Source organism: Streptomyces sp. NPDC059010, from assembly GCF_042740355.1.
GTDB lineage: Bacteria > Actinomycetota > Actinomycetes > Streptomycetales > Streptomycetaceae > Streptomyces.
This window is the reverse complement of record NZ_JBHYJA010000012.1, coordinates 17,170-32,109: the sequence shown is the minus strand read 5'-3', so window position 1 is coordinate 32,109 and position 14,940 is coordinate 17,170. Positions and strand designations below refer to the sequence as shown.

The 14,940-nt window shown below is 68.1% G+C and carries 12 protein-coding genes; 6 read left to right on the top strand and 6 right to left on the bottom strand.

The features are described from left to right. Window positions 1-176: 176 nt before the first annotated feature. Entirely contained in the window at window positions 177-614 is a 438-nt protein-coding gene (locus ACFWYS_RS14720) for a WD40 repeat domain-containing protein (protein WP_384767516.1), read from the bottom strand. Between the two features lie 300 nt (window positions 615-914). On the opposite strand from ACFWYS_RS14720, the gene ACFWYS_RS14715 reads away from it, so the two are divergent. Both ACFWYS_RS14715 and ACFWYS_RS14710 read left to right on the top strand, forming a co-directional pair. After that, the gene (locus ACFWYS_RS14715) at window positions 915-2,744 is read left to right on the top strand and encodes an alpha/beta fold hydrolase (RefSeq protein WP_384767514.1); all 1,830 of its coding nucleotides are present in this window, start codon (window positions 915-917) and stop codon (window positions 2,742-2,744) included. Between the two features lie 6 nt (window positions 2,745-2,750). Next, entirely contained in the window at window positions 2,751-4,061 is a 1,311-nt protein-coding gene (locus tag ACFWYS_RS14710) for a tetratricopeptide repeat protein (protein ID WP_384767511.1), read from the top strand. 330 nt (window positions 4,062-4,391) lie between these two features. Here ACFWYS_RS14710 and ACFWYS_RS14705 read toward each other — a convergent pair whose 3' ends face one another. Next, window positions 4,392-5,051 (bottom strand): DUF6082 family protein, encoded by a 660-nt coding sequence (locus tag ACFWYS_RS14705; RefSeq protein ID WP_384767507.1) that lies wholly within the window; start codon window positions 5,049-5,051, stop codon window positions 4,392-4,394. 692 nt (window positions 5,052-5,743) lie between these two features. Between ACFWYS_RS14705 and ACFWYS_RS14700 the strand changes: the two genes are divergently transcribed. After that, complete coding sequence (locus ACFWYS_RS14700) at window positions 5,744-5,896, top strand: hypothetical protein (protein WP_384767504.1); 153 nt, start codon at window positions 5,744-5,746, stop codon at window positions 5,894-5,896. Window positions 5,897-5,962: 66 nt separating this feature from the next. On the opposite strand, the gene ACFWYS_RS14695 is transcribed toward ACFWYS_RS14700, so the two are convergent. Next, entirely contained in the window at window positions 5,963-6,484 is a 522-nt protein-coding gene (locus ACFWYS_RS14695; RefSeq protein WP_384767501.1) for a hypothetical protein, read from the bottom strand. Between the two features lie 189 nt (window positions 6,485-6,673). Between ACFWYS_RS14695 and ACFWYS_RS14690 the strand changes: the two genes are divergently transcribed. Then, a complete protein-coding gene (locus ACFWYS_RS14690; RefSeq protein ID WP_384767498.1) occupies window positions 6,674-7,738 on the top strand; it encodes a beta-ketoacyl-[acyl-carrier-protein] synthase family protein in 1,065 nt (354 codons plus the stop codon). A gap of 147 nt (window positions 7,739-7,885) precedes the next feature. Beyond that, complete coding sequence (locus ACFWYS_RS14685) at window positions 7,886-9,430, top strand: acyl-CoA dehydrogenase family protein (protein WP_384767496.1); 1,545 nt, start codon at window positions 7,886-7,888, stop codon at window positions 9,428-9,430. A 99-nt stretch (window positions 9,431-9,529) separates the two neighbouring features. Here the strand turns inward: ACFWYS_RS14685 and ACFWYS_RS14680 are convergent, their stop codons facing one another. Next, on the bottom strand, window positions 9,530-10,780 hold the full coding sequence (locus ACFWYS_RS14680) for a helix-turn-helix domain-containing protein (protein WP_384767493.1): 1,251 nt from the start codon (window positions 10,778-10,780) through the stop codon (window positions 9,530-9,532). A gap of 308 nt (window positions 10,781-11,088) precedes the next feature. Here ACFWYS_RS14680 and ACFWYS_RS14675 point away from each other — a divergent pair, with 308 nt between their 5' ends. Beyond that, window positions 11,089-11,952, top strand: coding sequence for a DUF4394 domain-containing protein (locus ACFWYS_RS14675; protein WP_384767490.1), 864 nt, complete (start codon window positions 11,089-11,091; stop codon window positions 11,950-11,952). 217 nt (window positions 11,953-12,169) lie between these two features. Here ACFWYS_RS14675 and ACFWYS_RS14670 read toward each other — a convergent pair whose 3' ends face one another. Together ACFWYS_RS14670 and ACFWYS_RS14665 are read right to left on the bottom strand one after the other, a co-directional pair. After that, window positions 12,170-12,967: a hypothetical protein gene (locus tag ACFWYS_RS14670; RefSeq protein WP_384767487.1), complete on the bottom strand. Its 798-nt coding sequence runs from the start codon at window positions 12,965-12,967 to the stop codon at window positions 12,170-12,172. Further along, window positions 12,964-14,619 (bottom strand): serine/threonine-protein kinase, encoded by a 1,656-nt coding sequence (locus ACFWYS_RS14665; RefSeq protein ID WP_384767484.1) that lies wholly within the window; start codon window positions 14,617-14,619, stop codon window positions 12,964-12,966. The genes ACFWYS_RS14670 and ACFWYS_RS14665 overlap by 4 nt, the downstream gene beginning before the upstream one ends. Window positions 14,620-14,940 lie beyond the last annotated feature (321 nt).

The following is a 14,940-nucleotide window of genomic DNA, read 5'->3' as shown; positions in this document are numbered from 1 at the left end:
CCAGTAAGCGGCCTTATAGCCGGCATATGGGCGCCAGATTGCCTACATTAACTCCCCCAAGGACAACCGTTCCCCCCCCCTCAAACCGGCGGGGGGGACCTGAGCCAGGCACGAGTTGAACAGCGCATTCGCCCGCCTCACGGCCATGCCCACTCGGCTTCCTGAACGGCAGAGCGTCACGATCGTCGGCCTACCGGTTCCGTCGTAGCGCGGCGCTCAAGATCGGCAAAGCCGCCGGTAGGGGACCTCGGAGAGGAACCTGCTCCAAGCGGCTGGGGAGAGCGAACTCCGGCGTGTGTGCACACCGTGCCGACGGCTCGGTCCGGATCGATGTCGTACTTCTGCCACGGTACGTGTTCACCCGCGGCGTACAGCGTGCCGCCGTCCGGGCTGAAGGCCAGGGACAGGATGCCGTCGCCCGGAGTGGGCAGGGCGGGGCCGAGGGGTTGCTGGGAGACCACGTCCCACAACTGCACGGTGCCCTGGTTCCCGGCGACGGCGAGGGTGGTGCCGTCCGGGGAGAAGGCCACCACGGACGCTTCCTCGGGTTCACCGGGTGTGGCCCGGGAGAGGGCGCCGGACAGCGTGCCAGCCGCCCGGTGCGCGTGTCCCACACTTCTATGCCGCGGTCGTCGATGCTGAAGTACATCACCCTTCCGCTGCTGCTGAATCCCATGGAGAACATGGTTTCGGCAGCGTGGGAAGGGCCGAAGGCGGGGCCGCGGTACCGTCCGGCGCGGATGTCCCAGCAACGGCTCGCCATGGAGTCGAGACCACGTCCCGGCGTTGGGTTGTGTGGCATCCCGGAGCGGGGTGGCGGCTGCGCAGGCTCTGATCGGACCGTACGCAAGACAACAGCGCTGTGACCGCAGTAACTTGATGCCGAAAACCGGGTGATCGGAACGAGGGCGATCATGGTTGGTTCGCAGCAGATCGGTGTTGTCTTCGTCCACGGGTTCTTGTCCAAGGGCAAGACATGGCGGCATTTCACCAAGCGCCTCGCCGAAGACGGGGAACTGTCGTTCGTGGAGCCGATGCTCTTCGAATACTCGTCCCCCCTGATGTCGTTCAATCCACTGCGGCGGGTTCCCTCGTACGACGACATCGCGGACACCCTCAAGGTCTATTTGAAGACGCGACCGAAGACGATCCGTGACTTTGTGCTGGTGACACACAGCCAGGGCGGGCTGATTGTGCAGCGTTACCTGCATCGGATGCTCAGTGCCGGCCACGGCACGGAACTGGAGCACATCCGCCGGATCATTATGTATGCCTGCCCCCACTCGGGTGCTCAGCTGGCGGACAGTCTGCCGTTGCTGAAGCGCAACGTGCAGCGCCAGCAACTGCGCACGCTCACTGAGGCTGTGATGGACGCTCAGCAAACCGTGATCGCGCGTGTGGACCATGCGACTGAGGTCCGCGCGGAAACATGCCCCATTCCAATAACGGCGTACGCAGGAGACTCGGACAACATCGTACCCAGGGGAGCCGGCCAGGGAGTGTTCCGTAACAGAGGCTCCCTGCCGGGTGACCACTTCAGCATCATCAGGCCTGGTTCACTTGAGCATCTGTCCTACCGTGTGCTCCGGGACGAGCTTGTCGCTGTCCGTAGCGAAGCCGTACGGCGCGAGCCCCAGAACCCTGCGCCGTCCATGATCCCAAACGAGCGCTTGACCGGCTGGAGCAGACATGTGCTCCTGGCGCGGGAAGAACTAATTCACGTGGACGACGTCATGGCGCGACTGACCGATGCCATCCGAAGTTCGGCATCCACCGCAGCCGTGGCAGTGTGGGGCGGCGGCGGACTCGGTAAGACCGCCATTACCTACGCAGCCGCCGAGCGCGTCGCGCGAACCGGCGACTTCACCCACATCGTGTGGGCGTCGGCCAGGAACACCCACTTCTATGCGGAGGACGCCAGCTCGACAGCAGTCAACTCGATCTACTGGCACGACCTCCTGGCGATGATCGCGGAGCAACTGGGCTGTGACCTCCCCGACAGCCAGGCCCTGTGGGAGCCGGAGATCGCGGATCACCTCAGGCGGCGCCTCAGCGACGCGAAGATCCTTGTGGTCGTCGACAATCTGGAGATCGTGGCCGCTGCAGACCAGGTCATCGACAAATTGCGCTCTCTCGGTATGGGTGCGCCCCACAAGATCGTGGCCACGACCCGGTGGGGTTCGGAGCGTAACGAACTCGATGTGCGGAACATCAGCATCACGCCTTTGAGCGAGAGTCACACTTACGATCTCGTCCGGCTGGCGGCCCGGGACAGCAGCTCTGATCTGTCCATGGCGCGCGACAGCGACCTCAAGGCCATCTACCGGATCACGGAGGGCAACCCCTTCCTGATCAAGGTGATCGTCAGCCGGTACGTGCTGAGCGGCAAGCCCCTGGCGCGGATCATCAACGAGCTCACCTCGGTCTCCGAGGGCGGCGGACTCGGCAACCGGGTACGCACCTGGCTGTTCGACCGGTCCCTGGACGAACTGGCGGCGCAGAGCACACAGGAGGAGGCTCTTTCCCTGTTGTTCTCGTTCTGCGCCAACGGCCGGGGCGGTGCGATGCCCTATGAGGATCTGCGCGCGGAAAGCAAGGCTCCAAGCCAGCAAGCCTTCGACCGTCTACTGGAGACGGCCTGTCGGCTCAATCTTGTACGGGCATCCGACCGGAACCAGCGCTATTCCATCCACAGCCTTCTGTACGAGCACACTTGTCCGCTGGCCCGCGCACGGAAGGAATAGCCCGGCGTGAGCCACGATCAGGAAGCACTGTCCAAATGGCAGCTCCTTTCCCTACGTGAAGCGACTCGGGAGTTCCCGCTGCGAATCGACGCGGCTCTCGCCGCCCCGTCCAGCTTCGCCGCTACCGCGCAGATACCGCGCCTGGCGACCTTGCTCGACGGTGCCCTGCTGGTGCAGGAGGAACTGGACAGCCCCCGTCTCGGGGATCTCGTGGCACTCGCCATGGACACCTTCCTGACGGTCGGCGCAGGAAGCGAGTACCGCTATTACACCGAGTTCCTGGCCGACGCACTTGAGCTGATCCAGACCCTGGAAGGACGAGGAGCTGCCGTCTCCAGTCACTACCTCGCGGCCGCACGCTTTCAGGCTGGTCTCGCCAACGGAGACCCTGTGCGCCGTGGCTTCATCGAGCGTGCTGTTTCTATCGCGCACCCCGGCCGGGAACGCCTCGTCGCTCAGCTGACTCTGGCCCGCTTCTGCGTCGACACCAGCGAGTACTCCCAGGCCCGGGAGGTACTCGCTCGATGCGAGAACGCGTTGAGTACAGACGGCGCGGGCTTCCTGCGCGCCGACTTCGAGACCACCACCGGGCTGAGCTACTACTACACAGACCCGACGACAGCCCGGGAGCATTTCGAGAAAGCCGTACGTCTGGGACGACAGGGGCCAGATGTTCCTGCAGTCACGCAGCCGATGGCCACAGCACTGCACTACCTCGGGAGACTGGCCGCGGCACGCGGCGAACATCGTGCCGCCATCGAGCTGTTCGCAGAAGCGGAGCAGTGCTCCGACGACTACCTCACCGGCCACGGCTACTACCATCAGCGCATCGCCGAAATCCTGATCGATCACGGGCCCGCGGACGACGCCCGCTACCACCTGCGCAGGGCCGAGGAGACGTTCGCGCTGGTCGGGCAACGCAGCAACGGATACCAGCTGCTGCAGGGAACCTGGGCACGCTGGCACCTGCGGCAGGGCGAGACAGTGGAGGCGTCCAAGATCCTAAATACGGCCATCACGGCGGCCCAACGGGAACGGGCCCCTCGTGTCCAGCTGGTCTTGATGGCCGAACTGCTGCGGGTCAGGTGGCGACAGCACCGATTGATCAGCATGGCGGGACTGCTCGCAGGAGCCGTGGTGGTCTACCTGTCGGGCGAAGTAGGCGGCGGGGTGCGGGGCATGGCCCGGCAGGGCGTCACCGTCTTGCGGATGAGTCTGCGTTTCTTCATCCCGCAGCGGAAGACGGCAACAGCTGACGGCGCGGAGACATCCCTTCGAAGCTGTCCGTGCGGCACCCTCCATGAGGATCCGCCGTGAAGCGGTTGCGGCAGCCTGGATAGAGCGGGGAATAACCTCTGGCTGTCGGCGATCGCGTTTTCGCCGGCTTGAGTGGTTAGAGTATTTCGCTTCTTCCTTGACACGCTGGCCAAAGGGTTGTGCTTGGGGTAGCAAACGAGGCATGAAGGAACATGCAGCCACCTCCGTGGCGAGAGGTCGAGCGATCAGCAAGTGCCCCACCATCGTCGGCAGCTACCGACATATGCGGACAGGCCTGGCTTGCCATCAAAGGGTGCTGGTACAGACGATGTTGAGGGCGGTGCATCCAGGTGCGTATGCCGCGCCAACTGGGTTCGCGGACGTTTCACCTCAAGCAGCACCCGGCGAGGGGGGACTGGGTATGTAGAACAGGGAGGCCGGAATCGGAGGCCCGGCTGCGCAGGCTCGGGCGAACCCTTCGTCAACCAGTTCGGCGAATCGCTTACTGCGCCGCCCTCGTGTGGTGGCCGTGCTTTTCCAGTTCTCTCCTTGCATCTCCCAGAATTCGCGGCCGATCTCCCCTTGGAACAGGTGGGCGGCAGCTCCCTGCACGACTGCTGCGTTGAGGCGGTGGACGATGAAGTCCGCGTGCCAGAAGCTGATGATCAGATTCACGTAGGCGTGCTGCTTGGCCCGCGACGCTGAGATGGGCCGGGGCGGGGGTCCCCAACACACCAGTAGGTCCGGGTCGTTGAGCAGCCACGACGTCAATTCTCGATGTGCTGCGAGCTGGGCGTCCTCTCGATCGTTGTGGACCTGCCGGGCTTGGTAGGCCAGGGATGCGGCAACACCGGCGAGCGCGATGCCGGAGAAGGGCACGGAGTTGGCTGCGTAGGCCTGACTGACGCTGGCGAGTTGGGCCCAGTCGGTGCGGGTGCTCGCGGCACCGGCAAGCAAGAGCGGCGTCGCTGCCGCCAGTGCAACAAGGGTGAGGCCGAGGAACGACCAGCTGGCGATCAGGCCCTTTCCCTGTGTACGCGTAGCGCTCATGGTGACCCCCAGACTTCGCGGCTGACTGGCATCGTGCGAGGAGTCAGAAGAGGCGGCAAGGCGATGTACAGCCTGATCTGCAGGTTATGTGGCCAGGCATTTCCCGCCGACCAAGCGCGGGCTGGCTGGCACGAGGACCCGTGAGGCAGAGGATGTGCAGACGGGCAATGCTGAGCATCGCGTGGTGGACGCCATCGTCCGTGTGATGGCCGTGCCGGATACGACAACTTCGCCTGGCGCGTCGCCGCCGCTGAAATCTGATCCGCCGGGAACACGTACGCGCGACGGCTCGTCGGGACGGAGACGGCCCCGACGAGCGGCTGTGGTCAGCTAGGCCGTCGATGAAGGCGGTACGGCCGCAGGCAGCGACGGTCGCCCACCCGTGAGGAGAGAGATCTGGTGGGTTCTTGCCGATGGCGAAGGTGTGCCCATGCAGATCCGTCAGGGCCACCCCGAGACCTGCGCACAGGAAGCCGCCGCCCGGCCGGGCCGCCAGCGTCGCGCGGGCCAGGCAACGGGAGCGGCCCAGTATCTGATCCGGGCCAACTCGGTCGCCGAGGCGATGCAGCGGACACTGCTGCGTCCGGTGCCGCGCAGCTCGGCCGGGTGCCCGCCGCCGGGTTCTACGAGGCCGAGGAGGGCGGCACGCTCGTGCCGGGGATCTGTACGACGCGTGCGAGACGCCCTTCGGGGTGGGGGCGATCATCCGTAACGCGGCACCCGGGCTGCCACTGGGGCTGGGCGCACTGGCACCGGGTGCGGCGGGCACGACGGTGCACCTGCTCGAACCGTCGGAGATCGTCGTCCTGCACACGGACGGCGTGAGCGAGGCGCGCGTCCGATGACGACCGGGCCGTCCGCGCCCTTTCCGTGGAGGCCGGGGGACCATCGCGTGCGTGCACGATTGGCGGTCAGGATTGATGCAATGGTGGTTCGAACGTGAGGCCCAGGTGCAGGCGGAGACCCTCGCGCTGCTCCGGCGAGGCCAGGACCATGATGTCGTCGTCGAGTTGTGAGCCTTCCTGTTTGACGCAGCAGAATGTCCGGGGGTCGTCATCGGGTGCGAGTGCCTCGATGGCTGCCTGTGCCGCTCCCATGTCGAGGTAGTCGTTCGATTCCTGCTCGACGCCGAAGGAGTGGTGCGTGCCGTTGCACTCGAAGTGCATCGTCCCCAGTCCGCAGTCTTCGTCGTCGGGATTGTCCTTCTCGAAGCGGTAGTCGCATACGGTGACGTTGCCTCCGATGAGGGCTGCGGCCTCGTTCAGCAGCCATTCGTAGTGGGTGTCGGCGAAGTCCACGTCTTCGGAGTGGATGGAGACGGCCACGCCGAAGGATTCGAGGGCACCGGCGATTTCATGGGGTCGCTCCATCGGCTCGGTCGCGTACTCGGCGGCGTCGTCCAGGACCCTTCGGGCCTTCTCCTCGGTGATCATTCCGAGGTCGGTGAGAACTTCGACTATCCGCACATAGGTTGTCGATCGGCTTTTTGGCACGTGGCCATCCTGTCAGCCGGCCGTTGCCGTCGGAGAAACGGCACGGGCGGTGACGGCCGGACGAATTCCCGCTCGGCGTTGCAGAGTTCATGGCGACGTGTCGGTCAACAGATACGCCCTGGCTGCCGGGTGCCGGACCTGGACCCGGTGCTCCAGCTCGGCGGCGCCTGGGCGCGGCGTACCGACCGCTACAGCCAGTTGGCCTTCGTCGCCGGTGAGGAAGCGCTGGCCATGGCCGGTCTCGACCCTGCCGAATGGGATGCGCCCCGGGTCGGGGTGGTGGTCGGCACCGCGTTCGGCGGCGTGACGACCCTCCAGGCGCAGGTGGCACGGCAGCTGCGGGGGGAGAAGGTGTCGGTCCTGACGGTGCCGATGTTCGCGCCCAACATGCTGCCCGGCCAGCTGTGTGTGCACTGGGGAGCGCGCGGCCCCAGCTTCGCCACCTCCACCGCCTGCGCCTCGGGGGGCACCGCGATCGGGATGGGCGCCCAACTCGTGCACGCCGGAGTGTGCGACATCGTGCTGGCCGGCGGCAGCGACGCCCCCATCACCCCGATCGTGTCCGCCGCGTTCGCGCGCATGGACGCGCTCGCCTCCGGCACGAACGAGCCCGCCGCGGCCTCGCGCCCTTTCGACGCCACCCGCGACGGCTTCGTGCTCGGCGAGGGCGCGGCGGTCCTGGTGCTGGAGCGAACCGCACACGCGGCCGCCCGCAAGGCCCCGGTGCTGGCGAGGCTGGTCGGTTTCGGAGCCTCCGCGGACGCCCATCACATCACCGACCCGCACCCCGAGGGTGTCGGGCTTCGCCAGGCGATGGTCTCGGCCCTGGCCCAGGCCGGTGCGTCGGCCGACGAGGTCGACCACGTCAACGCACACGCCACCGGTACGCCCAAGGGCGATCTGCTCGAAGCCGGCCTGCTGGCTCGGCTCGTCGGACGCAGGGCCAGCGTCACCGCTTCCAAGGGCACGCTGGGGCACACCATGGGCGCGGCCGGCGCCATCGAGGCGGCACTGACGGTACGCGCCATCGCGGAACAGACCGTGCCCCCGACGGCCAACGTGGACTGCCTCGATCCCAGGGTCGAGGTGGATGTCGTGGTCGGAGCACCGCGCTCACAGCGCATCGGGCTCGTGCTGAGCAACTCCAGCGGCTTCGGCGGCCAGAACGCCGTCCTGGCCTTCGCCGCCCCGTGACCGCGGCCCGGAATCAGCCGCTACGGCTCGGCTTGGGAGGACACGGTGGTGGACACGTCGATGAGCACCGGGGCACCGGGGCACCGGCAACCCGCGAGCGGGGGCCGATGGGGGCTGTCACGACGTACGGCAACGGCGCCTCCCGAGGTGAGCCGCCGCCGCGCGGACGAGCAGATCGCCTGGCTGCGCGACTACGCACCGCGCCGCATCAACTCCCAGCTGATCGACGAACGGCGGTGCATCCCGCCGTACATCGTCCAGGACTTCGGCACCGCCGGCTTGTTCGGCCCGCTCATCGAAGAACGACACGGTGGTACCGCGCTGCGGTTCGTCGACATGTTCCGGGTCTTCGAGCAGCTGATGGCGATCGACACCGCGCTCGGCACATGGCTGTGCACCTCGCTGTTCCCCGGCACCCGGGCCCTGTCGGTATGGGCCGGTGAGCAGGTCAAACAGCAGTGGCTGCCACTGCTGGCCAGCGGGCGGACGCTGGGCGCCTATGCCCAGACCGAACCCGGCGCCGGCAGCGACTTCACCCACTTGTCCACCATCGCCCGCCCGGCCCACGGCGGGTGGCTGCTCAACGGCAGCAAGCACCTCATCGGCAACGGCACCTGGGCCGCAATCTCCACGGTCCTCGCCCGGCCGCAGAGGACCTCGGGCTCTGGTTCCTCGCTGATCGCCCTGGCGGTGCCCACCGCCCTTCCCGGGGTGTATCCCGGTGAGGAACATCTGACGCTCGGCCAGCGCGGCATGGTGCAAAGTCGCATGCACTTCGTCGACGTGACGGTGCCGGACAGCCATGTGCTGGCCGACGGCGATGGCCGCGCGGTGGCCATGGACTCCATGAGTGCCTCCCGGCTCGGGGTGGCCGCCTTCGCTCTGGGGGCGCTGAAACGGGTCATCCAGATCGGCAGCCGGTTCGCCGCCCGCCGCAGTACCGGCGGGCTCGTGTTGAAGGACCGGGCCTGGGTGCGCGCTTGGCTGGCCGAGACCATCGCCCGCGCCGACATCCTCGAAGCGCTGGTCTACAACCAGGCCGACCGGCTGGACGCCGGCCAAGTGGTCGAGATCGAAGGTGTCGTCACGGCCAAGGTTCTGGGCGCGGAGTGGGCGGTCGAGGCCGCGGATGTGCTGGTGCAGTTGATGGGTGGCCTGGGGTACGACGAGGCGAACATGGCTGCCCGTATGTACCGGGACCTGCGTGTCTATCGGATCTTCGAAGGGCCCAGTGAGGCACTGTGCGACTTCCTCGGCCGCCGCGCACTGCGGCAGACCGCCCAAGTCCGGGCACTGATCGATGAGCGCTGTGGGCCCGGTCTCGGCGCGCGGTTCGCCGCCGCCCTCGAAGCGCGGCGCACCCGCACGGCCGACGTGGATGAGGCACCGGACGCGCCCCATGCCCCGATCGCCACTGCCCTGATGTGGACCCTGGCCGCCGGAGCCCTCAGCCGGCCCACCACCCCGTACCAGGCGCACGCCCGCACCGTGGCCGACTGGCACCTGCAGCACGCTCTGGAGCAGCTGTGCAGCACCGCCTCACCAAGCCCCTTAAACTCCGACGCACTGCTGGAGGCCGCCGTCGGCCGGTATCAACAGCGCATCGGCGACCTTGCCCAGCACCTTCCCGGCGCCCGCACCACCCCCGACGAACTGACACAACCAGCGTCTCCGGACACCGCCAGTCCCTGAAGCTCCCGGCGTCCGCGTACACCGCCAGAACAGGGCGGCGCGCGGCCACCGGCAGGGAGCGCCCCGGACACGGCCGTACGGCCGCGTCATGACCCACCCTCACTCCCACGCCCCCGACAGCCTCCGGGCCACGACCGCGCTCAGTACACGCACGCCATGCGTCGAGCCCGGGGCGATGCCGGTCAGCTCCCGAACGCGGCGGAGGCGGTAGTCGAGGGTGCGGGTGTGGACGTTGAGGGCCGTGGCCGTGGCGCCCCGGTGCATGTCGTGGTGGTAGTAGGCGTCGAGAGTGAGAAGGAGGTCGGGGCCGACCTCCAGGCGGCGGCACACCGCGCGGAGCCAGTCCTCGACGAACGGGACGTCCGCGACGGCGAGTTCGACGAAGACATCCGCCACGGTGTGCGCCCGCAACCGGGCGGACGGTCGGCTCAGCGGAGCCGCCCTGCTGATCCGGCGGGCGCGTGCGAGGGCGCCGGTGAGGTCGGCGAGCGGCGCGGAGGCGGTGCCGACGGCGCAGGGGCGGGCGAGGGCCTGGGCGAAATCCCGTACGAGAACGGGCAGATCGGGCCCGGTGGGCGGCAGGCCGGGGGAGTCGGATGGGCCGGGCAGCGGATCGGGTGCCGTTTTCCCGGCGTCGGACGGACGAGGAATCAGAACGACCAGTTCGCCGCGCTCGTAACCGTTTTCAGAGCTCCATGTCACAGGTACTCGGTGCGTTTTCACCAGGGTCTCGATCTCGTTATCGAGGGCGGGCTCTGCGACAGTCGGGCAGTCCGCCATACGGAAGACAGCCACCGCGTAATAGTTGGACACATCCATGTCCACCACCGCGGCGAGTTCGGCGACCACGGAATCCCCGGCCAGCAACGACCGGGCCAGCAGGGCGACCTGCTCGGCATACGGCAGTCGCCGCCGCAGCACCGTCACGAATCCCTGGCGGTAGGCGCCGATGCCGCGCTCACCCTGCGGAGCGAACCAGGCCATCATCCGCATCAGTTCGTCGACACTGCCGCCGCGCTGGGCGTCGGTTGCCTCGTTGATCTCCCGCAGCATCAGCGCGGTGTGCACCCGCAGCACCCGTTGTCGCGCGTCGAGCGACATCCCCGCCCCGGCGCGCTGCTCGCCCATCGCGGAGATGTAGCGCAGATCCTCGTCCATCAACTCGTTGTTGTCCGGGGACAGTTCGACGGTGCGACGACGAAGCCAGACGGCGTACTCCAGCGTCTCTGCCATGGCGCGCGGATCCGTGTCCATGATCCCGAACTCCGGAATCTCACGTACATACGTCTCGACCTCTCTGCGGGCGTTGGTCGTCGCCCGCCGGGCCAGTTCGGCGAAGAGGCTCCCCATGAGCGGTGAGCATGCCATTCCGTCCGAGGGGCGGACAGGCTAAATCCGGACGCCGTTTATCACTTCGCATAAATCCACGGCGGGTGTATCGCCGACCTCTTTGTCACTGTGCGCAAAATTCCCGGACCGGGGCGCTTCCGTCACCGGTTCCGGTTGTAGAGGCGGTGTGAAGTCGGTGTAATGGACGGCCATGGACCCGCCCGGAAATCGGTACGGGCCGGGTGCAGCAATTCCTCATCCGTACGGCACTCGTGACGCCAATCGTTGGCGTGCTCTCAAACGGGAGGGAAAAACCGATGAAAGCAGGCATGAGAAAGAGAATTGCGGCGGCGCTCGCGGTCACGGCCACGTCGATGGCGCTGATGCTGAGCGCACCGGGCTCCGCCTCGGCCGCGCCCGCCGCCACCCCCAGCCTTCGCGCGTTCGGCATCAGCGGTGACGGCACCCTGATGGCCACGTTCACGACCGACCGTCCGGACGTGCTGAACTGGGTGCGTGTCATCACCGGGCTCAGCGGTGACACCGCCCTGGTCGGCATCGACTTCCGGGTCCAGGACGGCCTGTTGTACGGCGTCGGCAACAAGGGCGGCATCTACACCATCAAGACCCCGCCGGCGACCACGGACGTCGTCGTCACCAAGGTGTCCCAGCTCCAGTACGCGCTGGTCGGCACGGCGTTCGGCGTCGACTTCAACCCTGCGGCCGACCGGCTCCGCGTGATCAGCGACAACGGCCAGAACCTGCGGCACAACCTGAACGACCACACGACCATCCAGGACCTGAACCTCACGACCCCGCCGGCCGAAGGCACGACCAAGGGCGTCACAGCCGCCGCGTACACGAACAACGACCTCAACGCGGCCACGGCGACCACCCTGTTCGACGTCAACACGACCAGCGACCAGGTCGTCATCCAGTCCCCGGCCAACAACGGCACCCTCGCCCCGACCGGCAGCCTCGGCATCGACGCGCAGCTCAAGGCCGGCATGGACATCTACAGCACGCTGAGCGGTGGCAAGACGGTCGACAACGCCGCCTTCGCCTCCCTCACCCCGTACGGCGCCGCAACCCCGACGCTCTACACGGTCAACCTGTTCACCGGTGCGGTGACCCCGATCTACCAGTTCCCGCTGAACATCACGGACATAGCCATCTCCCTCACCGGCAGCTGATCCCTTCCCGTACGGCTTCTCGGTCTAGTTCGGCCTGTTGAACCGAAGTGCTGGTGTGCATCAGGAGATGCGGAGTGTGCTGACGGGGGGTCAGTACACTCCGCATCTCGGGGGGACTCGTCCCGTACCGCGCACGAGTCCGGCGACACCACCGCCCACAGCTGAGCCTCGGCCCTCGCACAGCCGGCGCTCCTCCACGAACAGGCGAGAGGGGGCGTCAGCGGCAGTCGTATGTGAACTGGGTGCCGGCCGTGCTCTGGACGGGCGAGATGATCTGCAGTTCGGCCCGCGCCGAGCGCTGTCCCTCGCCCTGGAAAGTCCACAGCAGGTGGAGACGTGCCTGTCGCTGGCCGCGGACCACGACTTCACGCAGGACTTCGGAGGTGGTGTCGTCGCTGCGGGTCCACCGGTAGGTGAGGGTGCCCGGGCGGCCGTTCGTCCGGACGAGGCCGACGATGTCCGCCGTGTCGTCGCACCCCAGAACCGTCGGCCGGGCGGTGACCGCCACACTGCTCACCTCGACGGACGGCCCAAGGCGTTGCCAGGCGAGGAACGCGAGGACGCACAGCAGCACCAGCGCGGGCAGAGCGTGTCTGCGCAGCCGCCGGTGAGGGGGTGGCGGGGGCGCCGGCACGGCGGGGATTGTCCGGTGAGTGCGGTGCGCCACGGCGGCGGTGACTCCGGGGCCGAAACGCAGCACGGTGCCTTCGACGCGGTCGGGCGGGGGTGTCGGCCGCGTCGGCGGGGTGGGCCGGCCGTCGAGAGAGTCGTCCGTCGCGGGCCTCTGTATCCAGTGACTGGCCAGCATGGTGGCGCTGTACTCGGCGTCGGTGGAGCTGGGCTCGTCGCTCTGGGCGCGGCCGTCGGCGGAGGCCAGGGCGAGGGTGGCGGCGTGGTCGTCGGCGGATGCGAGGACTTGCGTCGGCTCGTGGTTCTCGGCGGGTACGAGGATCTTCGTCGGCGTCGGCTCAAGGTCCTCGGCGGACGCGGGAGTGCTGTCGTTCTGAGTCGTCATCGGATGTCACACTGCCTGGTCAGAAGCTGTTGAGAGGCACCTCCGCCAGGGGCGCCCGGGTCGGTCGTGGCCTGGACCGACCAGTAGCATCCGGCGTTCTGGAAGGTGTGGTCGACGGTGATCGAGTACTGGGTGGCTCCGCTTCGCGTGAAGGTCTGGGACGCCCCGTCGGGAGTGTCGAGCTGTCCTGCGAAGGCGCTCGTGAACCACGAGACGGTGATGGAGACCGGCCCGGTGCCGTCCGTGGTGACGTCGATGGTCGCGGTCGCGGTCGTGGAACCCGTCTGCCGGAAGCCCACCACGGCGACGTCCTTGACGGCGGGCGCGGCAGGCGATGCGGGAGGGGCGGTCGTCGGCGTCACCGTGGTGTCCACGCCGCTGGGTGGCGTAGTCACCTGACCCCCGGGCGGGGCGGCAGAGGCCGAGGGCTCCTCGATATCGGTGGCCGTCGCACCCGAGGGCGACTCACCGGGCGAGGATGACGGGCCACCCGACGCTGTGGACGTCGGGGACGGGGACGAAGAGGCCGAGGCGGTCGGCGCGGTGGTCCCGGCCGGCTTCGCCCCAGGCTGGGCGCTGGTCGTGGCCAGGGCCTGCGCCGCTCGCTGCGCTGCGGTCCCCGGGGTGTACGGAATTCCGTATGTCAGGAGAATTCCGAGGAGCACGGCGGCACCCGACACCAGCATTCCGGTCCGGCCGGGCAGCCATGACCGCGCCGGGCCGGGGCCTGGCCGTTGGCGCAGAACCGTGCGTGCGGTGTCCGTGGTGCTCCGGGGGGTGCTGCGGGCCGAGGGCAGCAGCAGTGGCAGAAGTGCCACAAGCGCGGCGAGCCGGCCCCGGCCACGTTCCTCCCAGTCGGATCCGTAGGCGGCGCCGGCGACGGTCTCCAATTCCGTGACGAACTCCTCGGCCTGCGCGGGCCGTTCCGCCGGGTCCTTGGCCAGGCCGCGGCGCACGAGCTCACGTACCGCCTCGGGGGCCTCCTCGGCGGGGACGGGTGCGTCGACGTGCTTCAGGGCCAGCTCGGCGAGGTTGTCGCCCGAGTACGGCTTGTGGCCGGTCAGGCACTCGAAGAAGGTGGCTGTGGCCGCGTACACGTCGGCGGCGGGCGAGGCGGGCGCGCCGGTCCACTGCTCCGGGGCCATGTAGGACGGCGTACCCGCCACGCCGGCGCTGGTGCCCGCGTCCACCGCGATCCCGAAGTCGACGAGCTTGGACGACCCGTCCGGCACGACCAGGACGTTCTCGGGCTTGTAGTCGCGGTGGACGACGCCGACGCTGTGGGCATCGGCCAGACCGAGCAGCGATCCCTTGAGGATGACGAGCGCGGCCTCGGGGCCGAGCGGACCCTGACGGGACAGCAGGGTCCGCAGCGAGATCCCGTCCACCAGCTCCATCACGATGGCGGCGCCGTACGGGCTCTCCACATACTCGTACAACCCGGTGACGTACGGACTCTCAAGTCCGCCGAGCAGCCGCGCCTCGGCCCGAAAGTCGTGCACGAAGCCCGGCCGGGTGCGCAGTGACTCGCTGAGGTACTTCACCGCGACCGGAACGCCGGTCTCCTCGTGGACGGCCAGGACGACCCGCCCGCTCGCCCCCGACCCGAGTTCGAGCGACTCGGTGTATCCGGGCACTTCCCATGCATGCATTCCATCCCCCAGGCCGCTTTGGCCGCGTGTCGCGGTCGCGCCGTGTCGCCCGGAGCCCCACCCACTCCGCAGCGACCACGCCATGCGCTCAGAGACACATTTTCGGCCAGCACGGTTGCATGGCCAGAAGGAGCCGCGAGGTGTGCCCCGACCGTGACACAGCAACCCCAGGCCGAACGGTCGGCCGAGGATCACCCTGACGCCTCGGCCGAGGTTCACACTGGGGGGCTGGCCGGCCACCGGACCCCGCCACCCCCACCCAGCCAACCCCCCAACCTCAAAAAACCCCGCAACAACCCCGGGGCCCCCGCCGGGCGCACC

Bases quoted from the DNA above. Each gene is read 5' to 3' on its own strand.
- ACFWYS_RS14705 (WP_384767507.1), bottom strand. From the start codon at position 5,051: ATGAGCGCTACGCGTACACAGGGAAAGGGCCTGATCGCCAGCTGGTCG.
- ACFWYS_RS14670 (WP_384767487.1), bottom strand. From the start codon at position 12,967: ATGACGACTCAGAACGACAGCACTCCCGCGTCCGCCGAGGACCTTGAG.
- ACFWYS_RS14680 (WP_384767493.1), bottom strand. From the start codon at position 10,780: ATGGGGAGCCTCTTCGCCGAACTGGCCCGGCGGGCGACGACCAACGCC.
- ACFWYS_RS14665 (WP_384767484.1), bottom strand. From the start codon at position 14,619: ATGCATGCATGGGAAGTGCCCGGATACACCGAGTCGCTCGAACTCGGG.
- ACFWYS_RS14675 (WP_384767490.1), top strand. From the start codon at position 11,089: ATGAGAAAGAGAATTGCGGCGGCGCTCGCGGTCACGGCCACGTCGATG.
- ACFWYS_RS14695 (WP_384767501.1), bottom strand. From the start codon at position 6,484: ATGATCACCGAGGAGAAGGCCCGAAGGGTCCTGGACGACGCCGCCGAG.
- ACFWYS_RS14715 (WP_384767514.1), top strand. From the start codon at position 915: ATGGTTGGTTCGCAGCAGATCGGTGTTGTCTTCGTCCACGGGTTCTTG.